General features: G+C 65.0%; 21 protein-coding genes. 5 read left to right on the top strand and 16 right to left on the bottom strand.

What is annotated here, in order from left to right; translation table 11 throughout:
* Positions 1 to 76: 76 nt before the first annotated feature.
* From ACREP4_RS07540 to ACREP4_RS07525, 4 genes are all read right to left on the bottom strand, one after another.
* Positions 77 to 595, bottom strand: a complete 519-nt coding sequence (locus tag ACREP4_RS07540; RefSeq protein ID WP_431595559.1) for a hypothetical protein — start codon at positions 593 to 595, stop codon at positions 77 to 79.
* The gene (locus ACREP4_RS07535) at positions 592 to 1,791 is read right to left on the bottom strand and encodes a PAAR domain-containing protein (RefSeq protein WP_431595558.1); all 1,200 of its coding nucleotides are present in this window, start codon (positions 1,789 to 1,791) and stop codon (positions 592 to 594) included. The genes ACREP4_RS07540 and ACREP4_RS07535 overlap by 4 nt, the downstream gene beginning before the upstream one ends.
* A 670-nt stretch (positions 1,792 to 2,461) precedes the next feature.
* Positions 2,462 to 5,800 carry an ankyrin repeat domain-containing protein gene (locus ACREP4_RS07530; protein ID WP_431595557.1) on the bottom strand — a complete coding sequence of 1,113 codons (3,339 nt, stop codon included), beginning with the start codon at positions 5,798 to 5,800 and terminating at the stop codon, positions 2,462 to 2,464.
* Positions 5,793 to 6,068: a YcgL domain-containing protein gene (locus ACREP4_RS07525; RefSeq protein ID WP_431595556.1), complete on the bottom strand. Its 276-nt coding sequence runs from the start codon at positions 6,066 to 6,068 to the stop codon at positions 5,793 to 5,795. Before ACREP4_RS07525 ends, ACREP4_RS07530 begins: the two co-directional genes overlap by 8 nt.
* 178 nt (positions 6,069 to 6,246) lie before the next feature.
* Here ACREP4_RS07525 and ACREP4_RS07520 point away from each other — a divergent pair, with 178 nt between their 5' ends.
* The 3 genes from ACREP4_RS07520 to ACREP4_RS07510 are packed head-to-tail and all read left to right on the top strand — an operon-like array spanning position 6,247 to position 9,106.
* A complete protein-coding gene (locus ACREP4_RS07520) occupies positions 6,247 to 7,518 on the top strand; it encodes a beta-ketoacyl-[acyl-carrier-protein] synthase family protein (protein WP_431595555.1) in 1,272 nt (423 codons plus the stop codon).
* A 3-nt stretch (positions 7,519 to 7,521) separates the two neighbouring features.
* Positions 7,522 to 8,316 (top strand): beta-ketoacyl synthase chain length factor, encoded by a 795-nt coding sequence (locus ACREP4_RS07515; RefSeq protein WP_431595554.1) that lies wholly within the window; start codon positions 7,522 to 7,524, stop codon positions 8,314 to 8,316.
* The gene (locus ACREP4_RS07510; RefSeq protein ID WP_431595553.1) at positions 8,309 to 9,106 is read left to right on the top strand and encodes a glycosyltransferase family 2 protein; all 798 of its coding nucleotides are present in this window, start codon (positions 8,309 to 8,311) and stop codon (positions 9,104 to 9,106) included. The genes ACREP4_RS07515 and ACREP4_RS07510 overlap by 8 nt, the downstream gene beginning before the upstream one ends.
* Before the next feature lie 12 nt (positions 9,107 to 9,118).
* On the opposite strand, the gene fabG is transcribed toward ACREP4_RS07510, so the two are convergent.
* The 8 genes from fabG to ACREP4_RS07470 are packed head-to-tail and all read right to left on the bottom strand — an operon-like array spanning position 9,119 to position 15,525.
* Positions 9,119 to 9,847, bottom strand: a complete 729-nt coding sequence (gene fabG / locus ACREP4_RS07505; RefSeq protein WP_431595552.1) for a 3-oxoacyl-ACP reductase FabG — start codon at positions 9,845 to 9,847, stop codon at positions 9,119 to 9,121.
* A gap of 31 nt (positions 9,848 to 9,878) precedes the next feature.
* Positions 9,879 to 10,262 (bottom strand): phosphotransferase, encoded by a 384-nt coding sequence (locus ACREP4_RS07500; protein WP_431595755.1) that lies wholly within the window; start codon positions 10,260 to 10,262, stop codon positions 9,879 to 9,881.
* 40 nt (positions 10,263 to 10,302) lie between these two features.
* Complete coding sequence (locus ACREP4_RS07495) at positions 10,303 to 12,636, bottom strand: MMPL family transporter (protein ID WP_431595551.1); 2,334 nt, start codon at positions 12,634 to 12,636, stop codon at positions 10,303 to 10,305.
* Positions 12,633 to 13,253, bottom strand: coding sequence for a LolA-related protein (locus ACREP4_RS07490; RefSeq protein ID WP_431595550.1), 621 nt, complete (start codon positions 13,251 to 13,253; stop codon positions 12,633 to 12,635). Before ACREP4_RS07490 ends, ACREP4_RS07495 begins: the two co-directional genes overlap by 4 nt.
* Positions 13,198 to 14,178 carry an acyltransferase gene (locus tag ACREP4_RS07485; protein WP_431595549.1) on the bottom strand — a complete coding sequence of 327 codons (981 nt, stop codon included), beginning with the start codon at positions 14,176 to 14,178 and terminating at the stop codon, positions 13,198 to 13,200. Before ACREP4_RS07485 ends, ACREP4_RS07490 begins: the two co-directional genes overlap by 56 nt.
* Positions 14,175 to 14,474 carry a 3-hydroxyacyl-ACP dehydratase FabZ family protein gene (locus tag ACREP4_RS07480; protein WP_431595548.1) on the bottom strand — a complete coding sequence of 100 codons (300 nt, stop codon included), beginning with the start codon at positions 14,472 to 14,474 and terminating at the stop codon, positions 14,175 to 14,177. Before ACREP4_RS07480 ends, ACREP4_RS07485 begins: the two co-directional genes overlap by 4 nt.
* A 50-nt stretch (positions 14,475 to 14,524) precedes the next feature.
* The gene (locus ACREP4_RS07475) at positions 14,525 to 15,250 is read right to left on the bottom strand and encodes a ketosynthase (protein WP_431595547.1); all 726 of its coding nucleotides are present in this window, start codon (positions 15,248 to 15,250) and stop codon (positions 14,525 to 14,527) included.
* Between the two features lie 5 nt (positions 15,251 to 15,255).
* The gene (locus ACREP4_RS07470; protein WP_431595546.1) at positions 15,256 to 15,525 is read right to left on the bottom strand and encodes a phosphopantetheine-binding protein; all 270 of its coding nucleotides are present in this window, start codon (positions 15,523 to 15,525) and stop codon (positions 15,256 to 15,258) included.
* Positions 15,526 to 15,723: 198 nt separating this feature from the next.
* Here ACREP4_RS07470 and ACREP4_RS07465 point away from each other — a divergent pair, with 198 nt between their 5' ends.
* Positions 15,724 to 16,734, top strand: a complete 1,011-nt coding sequence (locus tag ACREP4_RS07465) for a pteridine-dependent deoxygenase (protein WP_431595545.1) — start codon at positions 15,724 to 15,726, stop codon at positions 16,732 to 16,734.
* A gap of 53 nt (positions 16,735 to 16,787) precedes the next feature.
* Here ACREP4_RS07465 and ACREP4_RS07460 read toward each other — a convergent pair whose 3' ends face one another.
* The 3 genes from ACREP4_RS07460 to ACREP4_RS07450 all read right to left on the bottom strand — a co-directional run bounded on the left by ACREP4_RS07460 (position 16,788) and on the right by ACREP4_RS07450 (position 20,651).
* The gene (locus tag ACREP4_RS07460) at positions 16,788 to 18,134 is read right to left on the bottom strand and encodes an AMP-binding protein (protein ID WP_431595544.1); all 1,347 of its coding nucleotides are present in this window, start codon (positions 18,132 to 18,134) and stop codon (positions 16,788 to 16,790) included.
* A 110-nt stretch (positions 18,135 to 18,244) separates the two neighbouring features.
* On the bottom strand, positions 18,245 to 19,258 hold the full coding sequence (gene cydB, locus ACREP4_RS07455) for a cytochrome d ubiquinol oxidase subunit II (RefSeq protein WP_431595543.1): 1,014 nt from the start codon (positions 19,256 to 19,258) through the stop codon (positions 18,245 to 18,247).
* Position 19,259: 1 nt separating this feature from the next.
* Positions 19,260 to 20,651: a cytochrome ubiquinol oxidase subunit I gene (locus ACREP4_RS07450; RefSeq protein ID WP_431595542.1), complete on the bottom strand. Its 1,392-nt coding sequence runs from the start codon at positions 20,649 to 20,651 to the stop codon at positions 19,260 to 19,262.
* A gap of 300 nt (positions 20,652 to 20,951) precedes the next feature.
* Between ACREP4_RS07450 and ACREP4_RS07445 the strand changes: the two genes are divergently transcribed.
* Entirely contained in the window at positions 20,952 to 23,318 is a 2,367-nt protein-coding gene (locus tag ACREP4_RS07445) for a prolyl oligopeptidase family serine peptidase (protein WP_431595541.1), read from the top strand.
* Positions 23,319 to 23,417: 99 nt separating this feature from the next.
* On the opposite strand, the gene ACREP4_RS07440 is transcribed toward ACREP4_RS07445, so the two are convergent.
* Positions 23,418 to 26,108: a protein kinase domain-containing protein gene (locus ACREP4_RS07440; protein WP_431595540.1), complete on the bottom strand. Its 2,691-nt coding sequence runs from the start codon at positions 26,106 to 26,108 to the stop codon at positions 23,418 to 23,420.
* Between the last annotated feature and the right edge of the window lie 14 nt (positions 26,109 to 26,122).

Raw genomic sequence — 26,122 nt, 5'->3', positions numbered from 1 at the left:
CAGCACGCACCGGTAGAGCGCAGCCAGGCTGCGCTGGGGCTTTACCGGTGATGCCCTTGCCGAGCATGGCTCGGCACTACTCGGATCCAGTGGCAGCACCGCAAGCATCCCACGCCCACACCTGTCGACGCTTGTCGAACTGTACTTGATGGACATAAGGCTTCCCGTCCTTCTCGGTCATGCAGAAGTGACCACGATAGACCCGGCTCTCCGAGCGACTGCTCTCTTTCACAATGCCGCCGGACATGACGGCCGTATAGCGCTTGCCGACAGAAAAAATGGGAAAAGGATTGGAACCAAGCGCACCACTTGCCACACAGTCATCAGGGGACACCATTGGCTGAACCCCTTGATCGGCATAGTTCTGCTGCCAGACCGAGACCGCGCCATCGACCCCTTGCTCGTATACATCGATCACCGACAATCTCGGGTGATATCGGCGCGACTCCCTGTTGTCGCTCAACTTCATGCAAGGCGCCCCTGCCGCATCAATGATGACGGCTGATTGATAACGCCCTTTCGGCTGACTGCATGCAGAGGTGAGCGGCACGGCGAGAAGCATGAGCAACGAAAGTAATCGCAATCTACTGATCATTTGGTCGTCTTCGGAAGATGTGACGTGCTACCTGGGTCCAACAAGAAGTCGGAGATTGTCGTTTTCAGCATATCGGCGAATCTCGCGGTCAACCGGTAGTGAAAGGCTCGCGCTCTTGCCTGCGCCGCCCTGTGAGCGACCAGGAAGTAGTCGGCCAGAATGTCTCCCTGAGCCTCCATGTTGTAGTCGCAAAGCTTCTTCCCACCACCCAGGTGGTACTCGTAATTCATGTTCGGTCTCGGCCCCCGAACTCGCTTTACTGGATACCCCAGTTGGTATTGCCATACATGCACCATCTCGTGGATGAAAAACGCCTGCAGCTCGACATCCACTTTGGAGAAATCGTCTTCGTGGATTCCCTTCGGGAAGTACATCTCCCCGTTTGGTGTTACCGCCGTATTCTCCTGTTGGAGACCAAATAACAGCCAGTACCCATGGTTATGCACTTTGACCTTCGCATAGTCGACCGCGCTACCAAACACGAGTTTTGCGATATCGATTTCGCCAGACGTCAAACTACGCTCATGGCCAGGCGCTTTGACCGAGACAAAGGAGACGCCAAGGTCAGCTTCGGTGGTAGTCGCCTCCTCCACCTCGAAGACTTCGGCTTCTTCATCATGTACGTCACCAGCTATCGGGCCCGCGCAACACGATCCTTGATCAGCAGGCGCATGAAGCTCAGCTTTGACAACCGCTTCCGGTGTATCAGTCTCGAATCGCCGCGTCTTCCCTTCTTCGTCCGTTGTTCCTTCTACCGTGGCACCATCCGCCAAGTGGAGGGTGTAGCGGAGATTAGCCAAAGCGTGCCCCGTTTCCCCGATGAAGCGAATCGCCTGATCACACCTGCGCAGGTTTGTCACGATTGAAACTGCCGCTACTGCGACCTCTGTCACCGCAGTCGTACGCGATGATCCGCTTCCTCCACCTCCCGCATCAACGAAGACATGGTGCTGCTTCATCGCCAATACCTTGCAGCCACATTCAAGCGAAGCGCCATTCAACGCTACCGGATGCCCGTCGATGATGATGGATTGATCACCGTTCAGAATCGAGAACACGCCTTTGTGCAGCGGACAGGTTGCCTTGTCAGTAACGCGCGCGACGGCGATACCGTCGATATCGGTATAGGGCGATGCGGTAATGACCCGGCCGCCACCTGTTGTGGCATCACCCAACACAATCCAGTTTCTTGCCATTTGGAAAATCCGTTTCTTCGGCTGCCGCACGACCTGCAAGCTGCAGCACCCTAACAGCGCGGCAATCGATTCGGCTTTAAGAAACGTCTCAAGATGCCAGTGGTGCCGTCCGGCGCCATTCGTTGAACATCCCATGGCATCGCAACGTTTCTCCGGAACCTGGCCGAGAACACACCTTTGAAGTTCAGAGGTCGCCCTACGCAGAGATGGAGTGTGGCCGAACCCTGGGAATCAGGTCACTCGTGATGCGGAGAATTCATCCTCAGCTTCACGGATCTACGACGATGAAGCCGCCTTGATGCAGACCTCACGGGATGCGCGTGCAGATTTGATGCATTTGTTTGAGGCGGATGCGGGTGATGTGTCGGCGGGTGAACGCTGAGTTGTAGGTTTTGGTTGGAGCTGAAACAAGCGCAGGAGCCGCCCCTCCCCTGCGCTGCGCGCAAGAGAGGGAGCTACAAACGTCCTGCGCCTGACTGTGCTGCGACACCGGCAATGGCTTCATCTGCGGCTGCGGAAGCAGCGCTAGCTTCTGCTTCCGCCTTTGCCCCCTCCCTTTCATCGAAGGTGAAGGGGAGGGTTGGGGAGAGGTCGCTTCTCCGGCCGTTACCTGCATAAACAAAAAAGCCCGGCATCACGCCGGGCTTTTTGTTCACTCACTACCAACCACTCAATTACGATCGCGCAGGAACCGCGCCATCGACGATACGCCCGGCACCGCGGGCTCGAACTCACCGGCCACGTCGATGAAGCCGCGCATGATGGCGATGTCGCGGGGGCTGCGGTTGATGGCGTCGCGCATGTCCGGATCGGCACCGGCGCGCAGCAGGCGCTGCACCAGCAGCGGCAGGCCGTGCAGTGCCGCGAGGTGCAACGGACCGAAGCCGCGCGGATCGCGTACGTCCAGCGATACATCTTCGTCCAGCAGGCGTTCGACCGCCGCCAGCACCACATGTTCGTCGCAGGCGGTGCCCGGTTCGGCGCGCGCTCCCAGCAACAACAGCAGCGGCGTCACCGTACCGGCCGAAGCCTGGTCCGGTTCGGCACCGGCCAGCAGCAGGGTGTCCAGCAGGGCCAACAGGCGGGTGCGGTCACGCGAGGTGAAGCCGTACAGGGCAGCGCAATGCAGCGGCGCCAGCTGCTGGTCGTCACCGGCATGCACGTCGGCACCGGCGGCGAGCAGGCGCGCGACGATGTCGGCCATGCCCAGCGCGGCGGCCAGCATCAAGACGGTGACGCCGCCCGGCAGGCGGTGTTCAAGTTGCGCGCCGGCATTGAGCAACGCAGCGACGATGTCGGTCTGGCGCATGCTCACGGCCGCCGACAACGGCGTGGCGCCACTGGCCGCCGCGTGCTGCGGTTCGGCGCCGCGTGACAACAGCAGGTCGACGACCGCTGCATGACCACCGCCGGCGGCGCGCAGCAGGCCGGTACAGCCCTGCGCATCCACCGCGTCCACGGCAAAGCCGAGATTGATCAGACGACGTACCGCATCGGCATCGCCGGCCATCGCCGCAGCGGGCACGTCGGCCTCACGCAACGCGCGCAGCGGCAGCGACCAGCCGCGCCAGTCCAGCCAGTCGGCCAGATCGCGACGGCCGCTGGACAGCGCAACGCCCAGCGGCGTCTGCCCGTCGGCGGCGCGAGCGTCAGGCGATGCGCCTTGCAGCAGCAACAACTTCACCGAGGCCTCGCGCGCCAACGCGGTGGCCAGATGCAATGCGGTCATGCCGTGACTGTCGCGTGCTTCACGATCCACACCGTTGAGCAGCAGGTTCTGCTGCAACTTCAGCCAGCCCAGGCGCACGGCCAGCGACAACGCCGGATCGCCTGCAGGCGACGGCGCATACGGATCTGCGCCACGCTCCAGCAATTCCAGCGCGAATTGTTCGGTGCTGCGTGCGCCGTGATCGTGTTGCGCGCAGGCGGCCAGCAAACGGGTCAAACCGCCGCGACCGGCCGGCGACACACCGCGCTTGAGCAGCACCTGCAAGGTGGGAATCGCATCCACGCCACGCGACAGCAGCGCGAACATCGGCGTATCGAAGCAGGCGTCGCGCACTTCCGGCGCGGCACCGTGGACCAGCAGCCAATCGACTACGCGCGGTTGCAACGCGAGTTCCGGATCGTGCAGCAGGCCGCCCAGTTCTTCGGCAGCACACAGCTTGGCCAACGGCGCCATGCCGTCGACATTGCCGAACACCAGCGCTTCGCGCAGCAGCGCCAATGGCGCGCGGTCGTTGAGCACCGGCATCGCCTCACCGGTATCGCTGCCATCGGTTGAAGCGCCAGCGGCATCACTGACCGCCGCCGGCAACGGATACGTCGGGTCCAGCAGCGACACGATGCTCCAGCGCCCGGCAGCCGCAGCATGGTCGATGGCGCGACGGCCATCGGGGCCGGCGACATCGGCGGAAATTTTCAGATCCAGCAACCACCGGATCAGCGCGGCCGACACCTGTTCGGCGCGACAGGTCAGCAGCACCGCGTTGTTGCCATCGCCATCCACGGCGCTGACATCGGGTTGATGGGCGAGCAGGCGTTCCAGCACACCGGCATGGCCTTGCGAGGCCGCATCCAGCCACGGCGTGCGACCGGCCGCATCACGCGGTTCGATGTTGGCGCCGGCATTGAGCAGGGTTTCGACGATATCGGCATGACCCGCGAGTGCGGCCTCATGCAGCGCGCTACGGCGCTGACGGTCGCGCGCATCCAGCCGCGCCTTGTGCTTGAGCAGCAGCTGCACGCCGGCCGGGTCATCGTCCTCGGTGGCTGCAGCCGGCACCAGTACCGGCACGCCGTCGGCCGGTTCGACCTTGGCGCCGCGCTCCAGCAGGAACTTGGCCAGACGCCAGTTGCCGGCCTGGCAGGCCACCGCCAGCGGGCTGTGGCCGTCATTGTTGAGTGCATCCACCTCGGCGGCGGCATCGCGCAGCAAGGCGGCCACACCCGGGTCGGAACTGCGCGCGGCGTGATGCAACGGCGTGTTGCCGTCGGCATCGGTGGCGCGCGGATCGGCACCATTGGCCAGCAGCGTCATCACCGCTTCCGGGCGACCGTGCCAGCTGTCGCGTGTGGCGGCCAGCAGCGGGGTCATGCCGCGGTGTGATTGGTTGACGTCCACACCACGGCTGATCAGCAAGCGCAGCAGGCGCAGGTCCGGCAGCACCGCGGCCAGCACCGCCAAGCTGCGCTGGTCACGCGATTCGGTCGGCGGCTGTGCCTTCGGGTCGGCGCCGGCATCGAGCAACTGCAGCGCGCGATCAACGCGGCCGCTGCGTGCGGCGTCGTACAACTGCGGCACCAACTCGTGCTGCGCCAGCGGCTCCAGCGGCACCGGGCCAGCCAGCGCTTCGGCAAAGGGATCGAAGGTCGCAGCTTCCGCAGGTGCGGCATCGGCAATGGCCGGCGCGGCGCGCATGCCCTGCAGCAGGTGATGCAGCAGCGGTGCCAGCACCGCCGTGGCGATGGCCAGCGGCCAACGCAGGCCATTACCGACCAAGCCCGGCCAGGCCGGCGTCACGACCGCAGCGCATAGCAGCAACAGAATCGCCGCCGCACCCAGCCCGTGCCAGGAATCCAGTCCGCGACCGGCCAGTGCCTGCGACTGCGCGCGCAATGAACCGCCTTCACGCTCCACGGCGTGCCACAGCGGCCAAGTGCGCCACAGCGCCAACAAGGCGACGCTGACCGCGACACTCAGCGCGAGCACGGCGGCAAGGCTGCCACTGTCGTGCAGCGCCGCCAGCGGCCAGGACACCAGCAGCGCGACCATCGCGGAACCGCCGGCCCACAGCCCCAGCAAACCGGGCACTTCACGCTTGAGCACGGTTGCCGGCGCCGCCAACGCGCGGCTGCGACGCAGCCACGACAGGCCCAGCGCGAACGCCGGTTGCGCCAGCACACCGCACACCGCCGCCACCCAGCCACCGAAACCGGTGGCCAAGGTCAGCAACAGGCCAATGACCAGCGCGATAGCGACGCTGCGGGTACGCAGGGTTTCAGTCATCGCGACCGTCGATGCGCGGAACCTTCACCGGCGCCAACGGTTGCGGTGGCAGCTGCAGATGGAAACCGTGGGCGGCCAGATTGGCACGCACCAAGGCGGCATCGGCCTGGGCCAGACGACGCTCGGGCGTCAGGGCCACCTCCAGAATGAAGACGTACGGTGCCAACGTGTCGCCCAGCACCGCTGGAATGGCATCGAAATCATCACGCTTGGCAAGGTAGACGAAGGTGTCGGGCTTGCGTTGACTTTTATAGACGTAGGCTTGCATGTCAGCGGGCTTGGCCCTGCCTGAGAATTCAGGGATTGTGTCGGAAAGTTGGCGCTGGCGGAAGGCGCTGGCGGAAAGGAAGCACGGAATTGCAGGCATTGACGTTCATTTTCAGCGACCAATGTCGGTAACCCGCACGCTTCACGCAAGGGTTGCCAAGCTACTTGTCCGGCCATTCATGGTGAAGCGTCAATATACTCACGCCCCATCCAATCCCTGGAAGCCCCGCGTGCCCCCTGCCCTTGCGTCCCCCTCTGCGCCATTGAACATCCTTGCCTACACCGCCACCACGGCCGTGGGCGCAGGGCTGGACGCGCAGCGCAACGCGCTGCGGACGAAGCACAGTGGCTTGCGGCGCAATGACGTTGGCAGCGACCCGTTGCCTTGCTGGATCGGCCGGGTAGCCGGCGTAGAAGAGGTGGTGTTGCCACCGCACCTGGCCAGCCACGCCTGCCGCAACAACGCATTGGCCTGGCTGGCGCTGCAGCAGGACGGCATCCCTGCGGCGATCGAGCAACTCCTGGCGCGCTACGGCGCCGCGCGGATCGCGGTCGTCATGGGCACGTCCACGTCGAGTATCGGCGCGACCGAAGAAGCCTATGCGCGCCTTGAAAGCGACGCTGACGGCACCGCGCGATTCCCCGCTGACCTCGACCGGCCACACATTCACACACCGCATTCCCTGGGCAACTTTGTCCAGGCCGCCACCGGGCTGCGCGGGCCCTGCATCACCGTTGCCACCGCCTGCTCATCCAGTGCCAAGGTGTTCGCCCAGGCATCACGCCTGATCCAGGCAGGCCTTGCCGATGCGGCACTGGTCGGCGGTGTCGACACGCTGTGCGGCAGCGTCCTGTACGGCTTCAATGCCCTGCAACTGGTTGCCCCCGGCCCGTGCCAACCCTTTGATGCGCGCCGGGTCGGGCTGTCGCTCGGTGAAGCCGGCGGCTTTGCGGTGCTGGAACGCGCCGGCACAACTACCACGGAACTGCAGTTATGCGGATACGGCGAATCCAGTGATGCCCACCATATGTCCGCGCCACATCCCGAAGGCCTCGGCGCCAAGCTGGCAATGCAGGCCGCCCTTCAACGCGCGGGCATCACCGCAGACGATGTGGGCTACCTGAATCTGCATGGCACCTCCACGCCGGCCAACGACAGCATCGAGGCAGCCGCCGTGAACGCACTGTTCCCGGCCACCCTGCATGCCAGTTCCACCAAGGGCTGGACTGGCCACACGCTGGGCGCGGCCGGCATTGTCGAATCGGTGATTGCGCTGCTGGCATTGCGTGACGGCCTGCTGCCGGGCACGCTCAACAGCGAAATCCCGGACCCGGCCTGCGGCCCGCAGATCCGCTTTGAAAATGCGCAGGCAGATATCCGCTACGCCATGAACAATTCCTTCGGCTTCGGCGGCAACAACTGCTCGCTGATCTTCGGCAAGGCGGTATAGAACATGCTCGAAGCAACTATCGAAGGCATCGGCTTCTGGGGCGGCGGTCTGCCGGACTGGGACAGCGCATGTGCGCTGCTGCGCAGCGGCACCGTTCCAGAAGTCGCCGCGACACGGCCTTCACCACAGGTGCTGGCCGCCAATGAACGCCGCCGCGCGCCACTGACCGTGGCCGTCGCGCTGGAAGCAGCGATGGCCGCCTGCGATGCCGCTGATCGCTCACCGAAAATACTGTCGTCGGTGTTCACCTCCACCCACGGCGAGCAGTCGATCACCGACTACATGTGCACCACGCTGGCCGACGACCCCCGCGCGATCTCGCCCACCAAGTTCCACAACTCCGTGCACAACGCCGCTGCCGGCTACTGGACCATCGGGACCGGTACGCATGCTGCGGCCACCGCCATCAGCGCCGGTCCGCACAGCTTTGCGCAGGGCTTGCTGGAAGCGATGGTGCAGCTGCATGCCGGCGAAGACGCCGTGTTGTTGGTTGCCTACGATGGCCCCGGCAGTGGCACCTTGGCGCGGGTCGCCCCGAGCGAAGGCTTGCTGGGCCTGGCGATGGTGCTGTCACGCACGCCCTGTATCGGCCTGCCCACCCTGCAGTTGGACGTGCTGCAGGAAAAACCTGATCTGCCGGCCGACACCGAAGACGAGGGCGTACTGGCACGCCGCCTGGCCGGCAACGCCATGCAGCCGGCGTTGCCGCTGCTGGAAGCCATTGCACTGGACCGCGAAGCAGTGTGGATGCCCGCCGGTGAGCAGCAGTGGTTGAGGCTCGGCATCCACCATGACTGAGCGCCCGCTGTCACCGGACAACGTGGCGGTCGTGATACCTGCGCTCAATGAAGCGTTGCGTATCCGCGAGGTGGCAAGCGGCGCATTGGCGGCCGGTTTTACCCAGGTGATCGTGGTTGACGATGGCTCCGAGGACGACACCGCACAGTGCCTCAGCGGCCTGCCCGTCAGCGTGCTCCGCCACCCGCATCGCAAGGGCAAGGGCGAAGCACTGCGCAGCGGCTTTGCCGAGGCAAGGCGACGCGGGCTACGCGGCGTACTGACCCTGGACGGCGATGGCCAGCATGCCGCCTCGGACCTGCCGCGCCTGCTCGCCAGCGCCAACCGTCACCCGGGTTGCATCATCATCGGCGCGCGCCTGCGCAAACGCGCTTCCCAGCCCTGGCACCGGCGCCTGGCCAATGAATTCGGTGACTGGGGTATCGCATGGGGCACGCATTACCAGGTGGTCGACAGCCAAAGCGGGCAGCGTTTCTATCCCGCCGACGTCATCGCATTGCGCGACATCGCCGCCGAAGGTTTCGTGTTCGAGGCTCAGATCATCATCTCGGCCGCACGCCAGCTCGGCACGCGCTGCGTGTCGGTGCCCATCGAATCACGTTACCGCTGCGCCACCACTGACGAGCAGTTCCGGCCCAGCCATTTCCGGCCGTTGCACGATCTGTACTGCATCACCAGCCATATCGTGCTGCTGGCGTTGCGCCACGGCCACGTCCGCGAGGTCTATCGGCGTATCCGCGCCAATCCGCCATTGATCGATGATGAAGGCCTGTCGCCTCCGCCGCGTTGAAGACCGCCTGCTTCAGCCCATCCCGCCATTGATGCCGATCACCTGGCCGTTGATGTAACCGGCGGCATCACTGCACAGGAACGCCACCAGCGCGGCCACTTCATCCGGCCTGCCCGCGCGCGCCGCCGGCACCGCCTGCTTGATCATCTCCGGCGGAAACGCGTCGGCAGCCATCTGCCCTTCAATTACGCCCGGCGCGACCACATTGACGCTGATGCCGCGGCTGGCCATTTCGCGCGCCAGGGATTTGCTGGCGCCATGCAAACCGGCCTTGGCCGCGGCGTAGTTGGTCTGGCCACGATTGCCCAGCACCGCCGCCACCGACGACACACTGACGATGCGGCCCCAACGCGTGCGTGCCATCGGCAACAACAATGGCTGGGTGACATGGAAGAAGCCGTGCAGGCTGACGTCGATCACGCGCGTCCAGCGCTCCACGTCCATGCCGGCCATCGGTGCGTCGTCATGGATGCCGGCATTGTTGACCACGATCTGGATGGTGCCTTCGCCCAGCAGCGCTTCCAGCACGGCGGAGGTGGCAGCGGCATCGGCGACGTCAAAAGCGACCGCCTGCGCACTGCCACCGCCGGCCACGATGTCGTCCACCACCGCCTGCGCGCGTGCCAGATTGGCATTGGCATGGACGATGACATGCGCACCGTCAGCCGCCAGCCGGCGGCAGATGGCGCCACCGATGTCGCCGCTTCCGCCGGTGACCAATGCGCGTCGTTGTTTGTTCATGGGAGGGAACTCCTGCCTGAAGGATGAAAACTCACGGCAACTGCAGCATCACCGCAGCGCGGCCTTCGGCCAGCAGCTGGTCCTGGTGATGCAGCGTGAATGCATATTGCTGACTGCCCGGCGCTTCCACCAGCACCTGCGCTTGGGCCCGCAACGGCCCGGCCAAGGTGTCGATGCGTGCCACATGCAGGCGTACGTCGCGTAGTGCGACCAAGACGCCCGGCCGCACCGCGCCACCTTGGGTGCTGGCACGCAGGCCACCATGCACTGCCATCGCCTGCGCGCCGTATTCGCACAGATGGATGGCACGCAACTGTCCGTTGCAACGCAGCGGATGGTCGGAATCGCGGTGGTTGAATGCCTGCAGCGTGATGTCCGTCGCCGTCCACGCCAGCACCTCATCCCACAGGCACATGCTGCCTTGATGCGGCACCAACTGCAGGATCCGCGCACGATCAAGCACGCTGCACCTCCTGCCAGGGATGGCGCGAGATCAACAACGCCAGCACGAAATTGCACACCACACCCAATGCCACCGTGCTGCCGATGGCCCGCAACACCGGTATCGATGACAGACCAAGCAGGCTGAACACCAGCAAGGTCATCACGCTGCAGACCAGCAGACCATGCAGCGTGCGCAGCTGATCGGCATGGCTGTCGCCGGCGTGCTCGAAGAACAACCCGTAATCCAGGCCAAGGCCGGCCGCCAGAATCAGGCCGATCAGATGGAACAGGTTCAACTCGATGCCCATGCCACGCAGCACCGCCAGCACCAGCAGCGTGCTCAACACCATCGGCAACAGCACCCGCAGCGCGCGCCGTGGCGAACGCAGCGAAGCCCAGACCGTGGCCGACAGCAGCAGCACCGCGACCGCCAGCGCGAGCAGGACGCGGCTACGGTATTCGGCCACCAATGATTCCGAGGCGTCCTTCAGGTCCAGCAATTGCGCGCCCTGCAGGCGTGCGCTGGCGGCTACCGCGGCCACATCGTTCAAACCACTCAGCGACACCAGCGCGGTGGCCTGGCCCTTGCCGTGCAGCAGCAGGCCGTCCACCGCCGTGGCCAACGGCGTGCCCAGCAGATCGTTTGGCTGCAGGGCCGGTGCCGTACGCGCGGCAGCGACATCGGCGATGAAGGGCTCAAACACATCGCTGCGGAACGGGGTATCGGCAACCGCGTCCGCCAACGCCGCGCGCAAGCTGGCTTCGTCAGGCAGCTGCTGCTGGCGTTGCTGCTGCAGGGCGGCGCTGGGCAGATAACGTGCCGCCATGTCGTAACGTTCCAGCGCGTTGCCTGCCACCAGCGCATCCAATGCCGGCCGCATGCGCTCGCTTGCGGCCAGTGCGGCCTGTGCGTCCGCGCCATGGATGGCGATGACATAGCGCACATCCGGTGCGCCCAGCTCGCTGCGCAGTTCCGCGTCGCGCTTGAGATCCTGCGGGTCCACCGGCGTCAGCCGCCCGAGATCGTTCTGCCAGAACGCGCCCGGCGCCCAGATCACGATGGCCAATGCCGCCCAGGCCAATACCAGCAGCGACCAGCGCGGACGCGGCAGGCGGCGGGTGTGTGCCCACACGCGGGCGAGCACGGCCGAATCGGCGAAATCCCGGGTCGGCGGATCCACCAATGCTGGCAGCAGGTAACGCGTGGTCAGTGCCGCCGTGGCCAGTGCGGTGATGGTGAACACCGACAACTGACGCAGCCCATCCACGCCGGAAAACAGGAAGGTCAGGTAGGCGATACACGTGGCGATGACGCCGGTGCCCAGCGTCGGCCACAGCGCGCGCACGTTGTCCCACGACGAACGTCCCGGCCGCTCATGGCTGAAGAAATGGATGGGGTAATCCTGCACCACGCCAATCAAGGTGAAGCCAAAGGCGATGGTGATGCCGTGCACGCCATCAAAACCGATGGCCACTGCCGCCAAGCCTGCCAAGCCCGCGCTGGCCAGCGGCAGGAAGCCGAGGATCGGCATTTTCCAGCTGCGGTAGGCCACCCACAGCAGCAGGATCATGCCCAGCGTATCCAGCATGCCGATGGTGCTGGCTTCCTTGGCGGTGCGGTTGCCGATCTTCACCGAGAACGCACCAGGGCCGCTCAGTTCGATACGGCTGCCACTGTCGTCGGACACCTGCGTAAATGCTGCATTGATCGTATCCACCGCCTGTTGCTGCGCGCCCGGGTCGAAGCCCGCCGCGCGCGTCTGCAACAACAGCAAGGCCTGCGTACCGGTGTGGTCGAACCAGACATCGTCAATGCGCTGTGGTGCGGTGGCCGGCTGCAGGGCTTCGGCCACGCGCAATGTCTGCAGCGTCGGGTCCGAGGATAGCAGCGGCTCGATCAGACCGCCGGCCGGGGAACCCAGGTCCTGCACACGCGCCTGCAGTTCTTCGCGCAAGGTGGCGGTGCTGAAAGCGTCGTCGGGCAACGTGTCGATCAGGTAACGGTAGGGCAGCAGACGCTCGGGAAAGGCCTCCAAACCCGCCTGCTCGCCATTGGCCACCAGCTCGAACTGCGTGTCGGCGGCGAGCTGCGCGCGCAGTTCGCGCGACTGGGATGCCAACTGTTCCGGGATGGCCCCCGACAACGCCACCAGCAACAGCCGTGCACCGGGGCCTTCACCCAGTTCGTCGAGCAGCAGCTTCTGCGCGGGCGTGCGCGCGTCGGGCATGAACTTGCGCAGATCACCACTGACCTGGATGCGGTTGCTGAGCCACACGGTCAACAGGCCAAGCAACAGCAACCAGGTGATGGCCAGCGCGATGCGCTTGGGAGCGGTCAGCTTCAACGTGCGCCACCGTCGTGGCACAGCGCAGCCAACGCGTCGGCCTGACGCACATCAGCGGCGGCCGTGGCAGCCCCTCCCAGCAGCGTGCGCTGCAGCTCGCCCTTGGCCGGCTGGGTTTCAATGCAGCGCAGTTCGCGGCCCTGCCCGTACAGCGTCACCGCGCGCACGCGGCGCTGCAGTGCATCTGCGATCGGCGTGAGCACCAGTTGCCAGTGCTGCGCGCTTCCCGATGGCTGCAGCCGGTAACGCTGTTCCAGCGCGGCGAGGTCACCGGCCAACATGGCCCCGAAGCTGGCCTGCAGGTCGGCCAGCTCCGGCACGCGCTGCAACGAGAACACGCGCGGCGGCTTGCCGGTGCGGACGATGCTGACCTGGTTGTCGGCGATGGTCGTCGTCTCCGCATACGGCGTGCGCACTTCACGCACCAGCGTGCCGGCATCCGGTCGCCGGTACTGGCCTTCGATCCGCAAGGGTTCCTTCAACAGCGCCGAACCACGCAATTCGATGAAGCCGGTCTGGCTCGGTGCCGGCTGTGCCAGCTGGCGCAGGATCGTGGCCGCATCAATGCCGCTGGCCAGTGCCGGTATCGTCAGGCTGGTCAGCAGGGCCAGCGCCATGCCTGGGAGCAGCGCGCGGCGGATCTTCGGATTGCCAGAAATCATAGAAATTGAACCAGTTGTAGGGAGCGGCACGCAGGTGATGCTCCAACCTGCCGACATAACGGTGGATAAGCGCCGACAGCGTGGCGGCACGCACAGCGCGCGGAATCTCCACAACCGACTCGAACGGCTCGAACAGCAGGTCGTAGCGGTTGCCACCGCGGTAAAGACCAAAGGCCAACACCACCGGCGCCTTGAGCACACTGGCAAGCAGCCACGGCGTTGCCGGAAATGCGGCGGGCTCACCCAGCAGCGGAACCTGGACGGCGGTTTCGCCAGGACGGAGGCGATCCACCAGCAACGACACCATCGCCCCTTCCTGCAGCGCCTGCTGGATGGCCAGCGCAACGGTCGGCCCGTCCTGCCCAGCATCAATGATGCCCGCCGCCAGGGCCGGGTCCAACTCGGCCAGCAGCTCGGTAATGGCGGCATTGTGCGAGCGGTCCAGCAGCACCCGCAGCTTCAGATCCGGACGCTGCCGCGAAAGCGCACGCAGTGCGTCGAAACTACCCAGGTGCGAGCCAAACACCAGCACGCCCTGACCCTTGTCCAACTGCTCCAGCAACTGCGCGGTGCCGCCAGTGCGGATGTCGAACAGGCTCAGGCGGCCGGCAAGCAGGAACACCCGGTCCAGGATGGTGGCGGCAAAGGTATGGATGTGGCGGGCGACGTCGATGGCCCGCGCCGGGCGCCCGAGCACGCGCCGCAGGTAGTCACGCGAGGCCCGTCGCTCGCTGCCACGCACGCAGAAGAAATAGGCGGTGATCGGATACAGGCAGGCGCGTGCAATGCGCCGCCCGCCGTGGCGCGCGATGCCACCGATCAGCCGGATGGCAACACGTCCGCCGCCTTCCGGGCGCTGCTTCCAGTTGTCCGCGCTCACGGCTGCACTCCGGCAGCCTCCAGCACCAACTCACCACGCACCAGCAATTCGGCATCACGCAGCACGCGGAACTTCCAGCGCGGCGACTGCCCTTCCAGTTCGATCCGCGCGGTCTGACCCGGCAGCAACGGTGCCATGAACTTCACCTGCGGTAGGCGCAGCAGGCCCGTTTCAGCGCCCAGCTCGGCTTCCAGCGCGCACAACACCTGCTCCAACAGCACCACACCGGGCACCAACGGCCGGCCCGGAAAATGGCCGGGCAGGCACGGGTGGTCGGGAGTGATGCTGAATTGCATGGCATCCGCTGAACGGGCTGAGCGGCACAGGATACCGGCAGCCTGCAGCCTCAGCGCAGCAACGTGCGCCAGAACGTCGGCCCCAACTGCGCCATCTGCCGCATGAAATCAAACACGTTGCGGTAGGGCCGCTGCGGAAACAGCTGCGCACGCACCGCGTACTCCAGCGCGAAGAACCCTCCAATCAGCCCCCAGTCGGCGATATTGGCCACCCAGGACCACTGTTCATGGCTCAACGGCCACCAGGGCTGGATGCCGAACGCGGCCAGCAGGCCACTGGGCACCGCACTCATGGCCAAGCCCAGGTTGATTGCGGCCAGCGTCGTCAACACTACCGCCCAGGCGGCAGTCAGCCGCCGTGAGTAGCGCTCCAGCGCCTCGGTCATCGGCATCCCGGCACGCGCATGCAGTGCCTGCACGATGCTGGAAATCAGGGGTGTCCGGCCCGCCAGCAGCGAGCGTGCGAAACCCCAGGCCACCAGCAGCGGGAACACCACCGGCGGGGCCAGCAACAGCATCCACGCGGCCGAGGAGCCGCCCAACCGGTACAGCAGCACCAGCGCCACCAACACCACCGCCCAGACCCACGGCCGCAGCGACGCCAACGGCTTCAGCAGGCACAGCACCACCAGCCCAGCCAACGCGGCCGCAGCCCACATGCCCTCACTGCGCAGGCTCGCCACATGCGAAAGCACCGGGTAGGCGAGCAGCAGAATCACCCGCAGTGCTGCCAATGGTCCGGGCTCGTTGCTGGACGTCTGTTCCGGGGCCGTCATTGCGCTCAGGCCGTCTTGTTGGCCTGCACATGTGCGGACAAGGCCCGCAGCGAGGCGAAGATGCGACGGTTTTCATCGTTGTCCGAGCGCAGCTGGAAGCCATAACGCTTGCTGATGGCCAACGCCAGTTCCAGCGCATCAATCGAATCCAGGCCCAGACCGTCGTTGAACAGCGCAGCCTCCGGGTCGATCTGTGCGGCATCCACCTCTTCCAGGTTCAGGCTCTCCACGAGCAGTGCGGCCAACTCGCGTTCGGCTTCGGTTTGTTGCGACATTTCGACTTCCGGGGCACAGAAAACCGCAACGATCCGGCATCGCCGCCGTCAACGCAACCATGGCCAATGTGGTCCGCAGGCTATCATTGGGGTCCGTGCAATACCGATATGCCGTGCAATGACGTCGATGCTTCATCCCTGCCCCGCCTTCCTGCAATGCGCCTGCCACTGCGCCATCAATGGCCTGGAGAACGGCCAATGAATGCGCAGGCAACTCCCGCACAGGCAGCGCATCTGCAGGTGGACTATGCCGATCCGGCGCAGCTGCAGACGCTGTTGTCCGACCCGCATGTACTGGCCATCTTCGGCTTCAAGGCCGGCGCGGATGCGCCGCCGACCGACGATCCGCGCTACCTGCAGGTCGGCCTGCAGGCAGAAGGTGAAGCGCAGCTTGAAGTCTGGCGCAGCGCCTCTCCGGTCAGTTGCGGTCGCGATGCCAACGGCCTGGCCTGGGCCAGCGACGGCGCGTTGATGTTCGGCGCGCTGCAGGTGGACGAAGCCACGCACGGCGACATCATGGGTGCCTCGGCGCATGCCTACGCGCAGCTGATGGCTGCGCTTCCAGCGCACGGCTACCCGCACCTGCTGCGCATCTGGAACTACATGGATGCGATCACTGAAGGTGACGGCGACGATGAACGCTACCGTCACTTCAGCATTGGCCGCGCGCGCGGTATCGGCACGATCGATACCGGCACCCTGCCTGCCGCCACTGCGATCGGCCGCCAGGATGGGATGAGAATCCTGCAGGTTTACTGGCTGGCGGCGCGGACAGCCGGCACGCCGCTGGAAAACCCGCGCCAGGTCAGCGCCTACCGTTACCCGCGCCAGTACGGGCCGCAATCACCCAGCTTCGCCCGGGCGCTGGTGGCGGCGCCTGGCAGCCACCTGCCGCTGCTGTTGTCCGGCACCGCCAGCGTGGTGGGCCATGCCACGCTGCATGGCGATTCCACGCTGCGGCAATTGCAGGAGACGTTCAACAACTTCGAGGCGTTGATTGGCGTCGCACGCAATCGCATGCCGGCGCTGCCAGAGCACTTTGGCAGCGGCAGCCGCCTGAAGGTGTATGTGCACGACGCAGCGGAAGTGCCGGCCGTGCGCGAGGCACTGGCCACGCATCTGGCGGCGGACGTGCCCTACATCGTGCTGCTTGCCACCGTGTGTCGGCGCGATCTGCGTATCGAGATTGACGGCGTGCACGGCCCCTGAGGCCCGACGTCGTCCCTGTGCCTGACTGGCGACGGTCAGTGCACCGCTACGGCTCAATGCCGCAGCAACGCCAGTACCGCGTCACGCGGCAGTTTTCCGGTTTCGTTACGCGGCAAGGCATCCACCTTGCGCAGTGGACGCGGCAGGAACACCGGATCCATCAGCCTGCGTAGATCGCGCAGAATTTCAGCGTCCTCGCGCTGCGGCGCCACCACCAGCGCGGCGATGCGGCCGACGGCATGGCCCGGCTCCGGCGGCAATTGCACGACCAACGCATCAACCACGCCGTCCACCGACTGCAGCTTGCGGGTCAGGTCGCCCAGCGATGCGCGTTTGCCGGCGATTTCAAGCAGATCCGCACGGCGGCCTCGCAGCAGGAAGCGGTTATCGGGCAGCAATTCCACCAGATCGGCCAACATCACCGGCATCGCAAGATGCGGCGCATGTACAAGCGTGCCGTCCGGCTGCGGTTCCAGCTGCACGCCCGGCAGCACCTGCCACGCCTCCTCACTGGCGGTGCGGCGGCGAGCGAAGATGCAGGTCTCGGTGGAGCCGAACATCTCCCGCACCTCGGTGGAAAAGCGCTGCTCGGCGGCCTGCGCCAATGGCTGCGACAACGGCGCCGTGGCAGTGACGATCCCCACCAGCGGTGGCAGTTCGACGCCCGACTCCACCAGCGCCTTCAGGTGCACCGGCGTGGTCACCAACAGGCGCGGCGCGGGTACGTCCCGCAGCGCCAATGCCACGTCCTGCGGAAAGAACGGCTTGCCGGCCTGCAGCGTGGCCGGCGCCAGCAACGGCAGCAGCACCGACATCTCCATGCCATACATGTGCTGCGACGGCACCGTGGCCACCACCGAAGGCTGCTGCTGTCCCCATAGATCGCACAACGCCTTGAGGTTCTGTGCGGTGCTGGCCACGAACGAACCCCAGCGCTTGGGATTGGCGCCAGGCACGCCGGTACTGCCGGAGGTGAAGCCAATGGCCACCAACTGTTCGGCCGGCAGCTGCGGAACTTCGCCGGGCAGGCTTGGCAGGGTTTCAGGTAACAGGAAGCACGCCTCCGGCAGTGCGTCCGCAGCACGGTCCGCCACGCAATACGACCGCGCGTAGCGCTGCAGCACGTCGTCCACCACCGCCGGCGCACGCGAAGACGGCAACAGGTTGACCTGGCCACGCAGCGCCACCGCGCAGAACGTCACCAGAAACCGGTAGCGATCCTCACACAGGTTGATGGCATGCTCCCCCGGCGGCAGCAATGCAGCGACGCCACGAACGTGCGCAACGAAGCCCGCCACATCCACCTGGAAATCTGCGGCCATCGCCAGCAGTCGTTTGCGGTCACCGACAACCAGCGGATATCGGGCAGGGAGGGGCGAGGCGGAGTGAACAACCGGCATGCGACTGCGAAGACCTTGGTGGGGACGACCCCGGGTACCTGCGGTATCCGGAGGGCGGCCAGCTTGGCGGCCGCTGGCCCGGCATGCAAGCCGGGCCAGCCAGCCTGCAGTCAGTGATACCCCATATCCGCCGTGACCTTGCCGCGGAATACGCGGTACGACCACACCGTGTAGCCGAGGATCACCGGCAGCAGTATCACCAGCCCGACCATGCTGAAGCCCAGCGACGAGGCCGGTGCGGCGGCCTGCCACAGCGTCATTGACGGCGGCAGCAGGTACGGCCACATGCCCAGCAGCAGGCCGATGAAACCCAGCACGAACAGGGCCAGGGTGAGCAGGAACGGCGGCAGATCGCGGCGCGGATGCATCGCGCTGCGCCACAGCGCCACGGCCACGGCGAGTGTGAGCAGCGGCACCGGCGACAACCACCAGAAGTTGCCATCGCTGAACCAGCGCTCCATCACCCGCGACTGCAGGAACGGCAGCCAGGTGCTGACCAGGCCCATGAACACGATCACCGCCACCATCAACGGCCGCGTCAGCGAACGCGCCAGCGCCTGCTCACGGCCTTCGGTCTTGAGGATCAGCCAGGTGCTGCCCAGCAACGCATAGCCGGTGACCACCGCCACGCCGGTCAGCATCGAGAACGGGCTGAACCAGCCGAACGCGCCACCGACGTACTGGCCGTCCTGCATCTTCAGGCCTTCCACCAGCGCGCCCAGAATCACGCCCTGCGCGAACGCCGCCAGCAACGAGCCCAGCGCGAACGACACGCTCCACAACCGCCGCGAACGCTGCGCCTTGAAGCGGAACTCAAACGCCACGCCACGGAACACCAGCGCCATCACCAGCAGCAGCACCGGCAGATACAACGCCGACAACAACGCCGCGTACGCCTTGGGGAACGCGGTCATCAACCCGGCACCGCCCAGCACCAGCCAGGTTTCGTTGCCGTCCCAGATCGGCGCGGCGGTGTTCATCATCACGTCCAGCTGCTCTTCGTCTTCGGCAAACGGCGCCAACACGCCGATGCCGAGCACGAAGCCATCCAGCACCACGTACATCAACACGCCGAAGCCGATCACCGCGAACCACGCCACCGTCAACACGGTTGTCATGTCCATGTCAGCGGCCCTCCAATGGTTCGTCCGCACCGGACAACGGCCGCGCCGGCGTGTGCGTGATGTCGTCGTGCGAATGATCGTGCGGCACCGGCCCGGTGCGCATGATCTTGACCAGGTACCAGATGCCCCAGCCGAACACGAACACGTACCCGATCACGTAGACCGTCAACGACAACGCGGTCATCCAGGCACTCTGCGGCCCGACCGCATCGGCGGTGCGCAGCACGCCGTACACCACCCACGGCTGGCGCCCCATCTCGGTGACGAACCAACCGGCCACCAGCGCGATGAAGCCGCTGGGCAACATCCAGTTCCAGCCGCGCAGCAGCCACTTGGATTGCAGCAATCGCCCGCGCCACAGCTGGAATGCGGAAATCCATGCCAGCACCAGCATCAACGTGCCGATGCCGACCATGATGCGGAAGGCATAAAACACCGGCACCACCGGCGGCCGTTCACTGGCCGGCACCGAGGTCAGCGGCGCGAACGTGCCGTCGGTGCTGTGGGTCAGGATCAGGCTGCCAAGCTTGGGAATGGCGATTTCGTAATCGTTGCGTTCTTCTTTTTCATTGGGCACCGCAAACACCACCAGCGGCACGCCTTCGCCGGGCTCGGTTTCACGCCAGTGCGCTTCCATCGCGGCGATCTTCATCGGCTGATGTTCCAGCGTGTTCAAGCCGTGCATGTCACCGACAAAGATCTGCACCGGCACCGTCAGCGCGGCAAATGCCACCGCTGCAATCAGCATTTTGCGACCGGCATCGACATGCACACCGCGCCGCAGATACCACGCACCGACGCCACCAATCACAAAACACGTGGTGATGAACGAGCCCAGCGCCATGTGCGCCAAACGGTACGGGAACGACGGGTTGAACACGATCTGCCACCAGTCCTGCGGATGCACGATGCCATCCACCATCTGGTAGCCGGCCGGCGTATGCAGCCAGCTGTTGGACGACAGAATCCAGAACGTGGAGAACAGCGTGCCCAACGCCACCATGCAGGTGGAAAAGAAATGCAGGCGCGCCGACACGCGGCCCCAGCCGAACAGCATCACGCCCAGAAAACTGGCTTCCAGGAAGAACGCAGTGAGTACTTCGTAGGTGAGCAGCGGCCCGATCACGGTGCCGGCGACTTCGCTCAAGCGCGGCCAGTTGGTGCCGAACTGGAATGCCATGACGATGCCGCTGACCACGCCCATGCCGAAGGACACGGCAAAGATTTTCTGCCAGAAGAAAAACAGCTCGCGCCACACCGTATTGCGCGTGCACAGCCAACGCCATTCGACAAAGGCCAACCAGCTGGCCGTGCCGATGGTGAAGGCCGGGAACAGCACATGGAAACTCACAACGAACCCGAACTGGATCCGCGACAACAGAAGCGCGTCCACGCCTGCCTCACTGCACGTTCTTTAATTGGGTCCATTCTGGTCCGGTATCCGTGAAGACCGGATGTGACCGGTTGTCGCAGTGCGGCAATACGTCGCAGCGAAGCCCCTCCCCAACCCTCCGCTGCGCCCATGGCGCAAGGGAGGGAGAAGAGCCACCCCATTCGCTTCGCCAAAGGCAGAGCGCAAAACATTGCCGATTCCGGCAGCTCGTCCGCCGATCCCTGCGCCCATGACCTGTGGCCCAGCCCCGGCAAAGGCCGGGCTGATACGCTTGGCCGGTTCTCTTCACCGGTGCCCGCAATGCCCAGATTTCTGCCGCTTTCCCTGTTTTTGTTGACCGCTTTCGGCAGCGCCCACGCCGCGCCCACGCCGATCACCATTGAACAGGCGATGGCCGACCCGGATTGGATCGGCCCGCCGGTCGAATCGGCCTGGTGGTCGTGGAATGGCCAGCAGGTGGAATACACGCTCAAGCGCCAGGGCAGCGCGGTGCGCGACAGCTTCCGCATCGCGGCGACGGGTGGCGTCGGCCAGCAGGTGGCCGACGATCAGCGCGGCACGCTGGATTCGGCCAGCCGCATCTATGACAGCAGCCGCCAGCGCATGGCCTTCGTCCGCAACGGCGACGTGTTCGTGCGTGACCTGCGCAGCGGTGCGCTCACCCAGCTGACCCGCAGCAACGAGCGCGCCAGCGGCGTCAATTTCGCCACCGACGGCGGCGTGATCTGGGAAGTGGGCAACAACTGGTTCCACTGGAATGCCCGCAGCGGCATCACCAGCCAGGTGGCGCAGCTCAAGGCCGACAAAAACCCGGCCGACGCGCCCAAGGCCGACGTGCTGCGTGACCAGCAGATGCGCACCCTGGCCACACTGCGCAACGACCGCGCCCAGCGCGATGAACTGCGTGAGCAGGGCGAGCGTTGGCGTCAGGCCGACCCGACCCGCGCGCCGGCACCGATCTTCCTCGGCGCCGATGTCGAGATTGTTGACAGCGTGCTCTCGCCCGACGCGCGTCATCTCATCGTGATCACCAAGCCCAAGGGTTACGACGAAGGCCGCGGCGGCAAGATGCCGTTGTACGTCACCGAATCCGGTTACGAAGAAGCCGAAGACACCCGCACCCGCGTTGGCCGCAACAACCCGGAACCGCATACGTTCTGGCTGGCCGATGCGGTGACCGGCAAGGTCGAGGCGCTGTCGCTGGACAGCCTGCCGGGCATCACCAACGACCCGTTGGCCGAGCTGCGTCGCAAGGCCGGCAAGGACGCGCTCAAGGGCAACCGCCCGCTGGAAGTGATGAGCGAATTCATGGGCGGCGGCATCCGCTGGAACGCCGATGGCAGCCAGGCGGCAATCATGCTGCGCGCCAACGACAACAAGGACCGCTGGATCGCCACCACCAGCGCCACCAGCGCCAAGCTGGAAAGCCGTCATCGCCTCACCGACGGCGGCTGGATCAACTGGAGCTTCAACGATTTCGGTTGGCTGCCCGATGGCCGCACCTTGTGGCTGCTGTCCGAGGAATCGGGCTACTCGCACCTGTACACGCAAAGTGGCAGCAGCAAGCCCAAGGCACTGACCTCCGGCAACTGGGAAACCTCGTCGCCGGAAATCAGCGCCGATGGCCGCAGCGTCTACTTCCTGTGCAACCAGAAGTGGCCGGGCGATTACGAAGTCTGCAACGTGGATGTCAACGGCGGTGCCGTGCGTGAAGTGACCGCGCTCGACGGCGTGGAAGACTTCAGCCTGTCGCCGGACGGCCAGCAGTTGCTGGTGCGCTATTCGGCCCCGTACCTGCCCGCGCAGGTCGCCGTGCTGCCGGTCAGCGGCGGTGACGCACGCACGCTCACCGACACCCGCAGCGCCGAGTTCAAGGCCCGCGAGTGGGTGCAGCCGCAGATGGTGCAGGTGCCTTCGCAGCACGGCGCCGCGCCGGTCTGGGCCAAGTACTACGGCCCGGAAACGCTGGAGCCGGGCAAGCAGTACCCGATCGCCATGTTCGTGCACGGCGCCGGCTACCTGCAGAACGTGCACGCGCGTTATTCCAACTACTTCCGCGAGCAGATGTTCCACAACCTGCTGGTGCAGAAGGGTTACATCGTGCTGGACATGGACTACCGCGGCAGCGCCGGCTACGGCCGCGACTGGCGCACGGCCATCTACCGCAACATGGGCCACCCGGAACTGGAGGATTACAAGGACGGCCTGGACTGGCTGGTCACCACCAAGCAGGGTGACCGCGCGCATGCCGGCATTTACGGTGGTTCCTACGGCGGCTTCATGACCTATATGGCGCTGTTCCGCTCGCCGGGCACGTTCAAGGCCGGTGCCGCGCTGCGTCCGGTCGGTGATTGGCACCAGTACAACCACGCCTACACCGCCAACATCCTCAACACCCCGGACATCGACCCGGAAGCCTACCGCGTGTCCTCGCCCATCGAGTACGCCGAAGGCCTGCAGGACAGCCTGCTGATCGCGCACGGCATGATGGACGACAACGTGTTCTTCCAGGATTCAATCAACATGAGCCAGAAGTTGATTGAACTGCACAAGGACAACTGGACCATCGCCCCGTACCCGCTGGAACGCCACGGCTACACCCGCGCCGATTCCTGGCTGGACCAGTACAAGCGCATCCTGAAGTTGTTCGAGCAGGAATTGAAGTAAGCACGAAGCAAACAAGAAAGGCGCCGCAAGGCGCCTTTCTTGTTTGTGTTGCAACACCGTCGTGATGCGCATCAGGCGGAACCTGCTGGGCAGCGACGACTAGGGGGCAGACTTCATCAACGTAGTGAGTTCACGAATCATGTCTTGATCCTCGCTACCCAGCGCAATCAATTCCGGCACTGCCTTTGCCAGCAATGCATGCCCTTCGGCGGTCTTTCCCTCGAGCAGCAGCGCCTGACCTCGTACCGCAGCCAAGCGGTGCTCCCATCCCCGCCGTGAATCACCTGCCATCAGCAGCGCGGGATCCAGCCCCTCCAGTGCCTGCAGGGCTTCCGGGTAGCGCTTCATGTCCAACAACATCTGAGCACGATTGAAGCGGAAGACCTGCGCATGCACGTTGCCGTCGCCACCATGATGCTCGCGCAAACTGCGCTCAGCACGGAGTAGATAATCGATACCGGCCTGACGGTCACCACACTCATATTCCATATCCGCCAGATTTCCGGTCTCTACCAGCGTCGCCTGTTTATCCGCACCGAAGTGATCGGCCATGCGTTGCCGCACGGTTCGCATCACCTGCAAGCCGCTGGGGCAATCGCCACTCAAACTGTGGATATTGGCCACCGCCGACAGCTGCACCAGCGTCTGGTACTGATTGGGCCCCAGCACCCGCTCCGAGGTTTCTGCCGCCGCCTTGGCCAAGGGTAGCGCCTCGTCATTTCGACCGAGATTGCGCAAGGCACGGGCAAGATTCAAACGCAGCGCCGACACATAGATGTCCCCGATTCGACCGCTGTCATAAGCCTCATCGGCGAGCGTGGCACGCAGCATGTCCATCACCTCCTGCGGCCGCCCTTGCCGCAGGATGATGTCGGAAAGATTGATACGCAGCTTGGCGGCACTCAGCACATCATCCGGGTATAGCTGTTGACGCAGCTGCTCGGCTTGCTTCAATGCCTTTTCCGCGGGTTCAAGCCGCTGTTGCTGTACGTTCCACATTGACCGCGCCAAGGCCGCTGCAAAGGCCACGCCATCTCCATCCACCAGGTGTGCGCGCGCCTTCGCATCACTCTGTTCCAACAGTTCACCGGCCTCATCGAATTTCTGCGAGTAGGAAAGTGTGCTGACCAGGTCGTACCGTGCCTTCAGTGCAGGCTCGCTGTCCTCGCCAAATGCCTGGCTGTAATCACGAACGGCGGCACGCAGGTGTACTTCACTGCGATCACGGTCGCCCAGCGTTCGCCATGAACCGCCCAACGCCGCATGCAAAGTGCCTCGGGTAGCCGCGTCATCCGGGAACCGTTGATCGGCATGCTCGGAGGCGTAATCCAGCATGTCCTTGATCGTGGGAGTGCGCTCATAGCTGCTGCCGCCGGGATTGATCGCCCCAATCAAATCGTTGCTCAGAAACCGCACCACGCCATCGGCACGGGCTGCCTGTTGCTGGGCTACCTCACGCTGCTGCTCGGCACGCCACCACATCACGCTACTTGCAAGCGCACCGGATGCCAGCAACGCCAAAGACGCAAGCAACCAGGGCCTGCGATTGCGCGCCAGCACTGCACGCCGTTCAGCGACGGCGATACGTTCGCGCACCAATGCCTGTACCGCATCCTGTTCGTGGCGTTGCTCCAACTGGCGCAGACTGCTCGCAAACTCGGCGGCCGAAGTGAAGCGACGCTGCGGGTCGCCATTGGCGGCCAAGGCGATGTCCTGGCGAAGCAGTGGATCGGTGATATCGGCTTCCCAGCCGGCAGACAAGGGTCGGCGAAAGTCACCCACCACCAATTGATAGAGCGTCACACCCAAAGCATAGATGTCGCTTTTGATCGTGGGCGCGGCCCCAGCCACGACCTCCGGCGCAAGATACAACGGGGTGCCGCCATCGACGGTGCTGTTCACCGATGCCGTCAAGCCCAGCCGGCTGATGCCCAGCGCATCCAGCGCCCCATGCTCGAACACGCTGCTGCCGAAATCGGCAACGCACAAGCGACGCCCTTCCGGCTCTTCACGCATCAACAGGTTGGCGGGCTTGAGGTCCCGGTGCAGCACGCCCACGGCATGCGCGGCGGCCACGACATCCACCGCGCCGATGAACAGCTCCAGGCGTTCAGCCAAGGGCAGTTCGTTCAATGCCGGCTGACACTGATCAAGACTGATGCCGCCGTATTCCAATTCCACGAAACAAGGCAGCTGCTCGAAATCCCAGTCGATGACCTTTACCCGTCCCGGGTTGGCCCCCTGCGCACGCTCCAACAGGCGGCTTACCGTGACCTCCCGCTTCAACGACGGCAGGCGTCGGCCATCCAGACTGAACTTGAACACCCGCAACTGGTCCGTCTTGACGTGCCGGCTCAGCCACACCTCACCATCGTCACGGCGCGCCAGCATCTGCTCCAGGCACCAATGGGGGCGACGCGGAACCCGATCACCTGCAGCCAGCAGGCTGGCCTTGGGCAGGAACTCCACCTGGCGACGACGCACCGCCGCCTCGAGCCGGTAACCCACCCGCGGCACCGTGGCGACCAGGTCGGCCATATCGCCCAATGCCCTGCGCAACTTGCCGATGGCGTTGGTCAACACCGCCTCCACCACCACCCGACCGTTCCAGACCTCTTCGATCAGTTCCTGCTTGGTCACCACCTCGCCGCTATGCCGCAGCAGGTACTGCAACACGCCCAGCGGCTTGTGCTCCAACTCCACGGGATTGCCCCGGATACTCAGCTGCCAGCGGGCTTCGTCCAGCTCCACGTCGGCAAACGTCCAGCAATACAGGACGTTCTGGGTCACGCCCTCTTCCTTGA

The organism is Stenotrophomonas sp. (genome assembly GCF_050737575.1).
Classification (GTDB): domain Bacteria; phylum Pseudomonadota; class Gammaproteobacteria; order Xanthomonadales; family Xanthomonadaceae; genus Stenotrophomonas.
This window is presented reverse-complemented; position numbering and strand designations above follow the sequence as displayed.

Excerpts from the sequence above, each read along its gene's own strand:
- ACREP4_RS07540 (WP_431595559.1), bottom strand. The coding sequence starts at position 595 with ATGATCAGTAGATTGCGATTACTTTCGTTGCTCATGCTTCTCGCCGTG.
- ACREP4_RS07535 (WP_431595558.1), bottom strand. The coding sequence starts at position 1,791 with ATGGCAAGAAACTGGATTGTGTTGGGTGATGCCACAACAGGTGGCGGC.
- ACREP4_RS07530 (WP_431595557.1), bottom strand. The coding sequence starts at position 5,800 with ATGACTGAAACCCTGCGTACCCGCAGCGTCGCTATCGCGCTGGTCATT.
- ACREP4_RS07525 (WP_431595556.1), bottom strand. The coding sequence starts at position 6,068 with ATGCAAGCCTACGTCTATAAAAGTCAACGCAAGCCCGACACCTTCGTC.
- ACREP4_RS07520 (WP_431595555.1), top strand. The coding sequence starts at position 6,247 with ATGGTGAAGCGTCAATATACTCACGCCCCATCCAATCCCTGGAAGCCC.
- ACREP4_RS07515 (WP_431595554.1), top strand. The coding sequence starts at position 7,522 with ATGCTCGAAGCAACTATCGAAGGCATCGGCTTCTGGGGCGGCGGTCTG.
- ACREP4_RS07510 (WP_431595553.1), top strand. The coding sequence starts at position 8,309 with ATGACTGAGCGCCCGCTGTCACCGGACAACGTGGCGGTCGTGATACCT.
- fabG (WP_431595552.1), bottom strand. The coding sequence starts at position 9,847 with ATGAACAAACAACGACGCGCATTGGTCACCGGCGGAAGCGGCGACATC.
- ACREP4_RS07500 (WP_431595755.1), bottom strand. The coding sequence starts at position 10,262 with ATGTGCCTGTGGGATGAGGTGCTGGCGTGGACGGCGACGGACATCACG.
- ACREP4_RS07490 (WP_431595550.1), bottom strand. The coding sequence starts at position 13,253 with ATGGCGCTGGCCCTGCTGACCAGCCTGACGATACCGGCACTGGCCAGC.
- ACREP4_RS07480 (WP_431595548.1), bottom strand. The coding sequence starts at position 14,474 with ATGCAATTCAGCATCACTCCCGACCACCCGTGCCTGCCCGGCCATTTT.
- ACREP4_RS07475 (WP_431595547.1), bottom strand. The coding sequence starts at position 15,250 with ATGACGGCCCCGGAACAGACGTCCAGCAACGAGCCCGGACCATTGGCA.
- ACREP4_RS07470 (WP_431595546.1), bottom strand. The coding sequence starts at position 15,525 with ATGTCGCAACAAACCGAAGCCGAACGCGAGTTGGCCGCACTGCTCGTG.
- ACREP4_RS07465 (WP_431595545.1), top strand. The coding sequence starts at position 15,724 with ATGAATGCGCAGGCAACTCCCGCACAGGCAGCGCATCTGCAGGTGGAC.
- ACREP4_RS07460 (WP_431595544.1), bottom strand. The coding sequence starts at position 18,134 with ATGCCGGTTGTTCACTCCGCCTCGCCCCTCCCTGCCCGATATCCGCTG.
- cydB (WP_431595543.1), bottom strand. The coding sequence starts at position 19,258 with ATGGACATGACAACCGTGTTGACGGTGGCGTGGTTCGCGGTGATCGGC.
- ACREP4_RS07445 (WP_431595541.1), top strand. The coding sequence starts at position 20,952 with ATGCCCAGATTTCTGCCGCTTTCCCTGTTTTTGTTGACCGCTTTCGGC.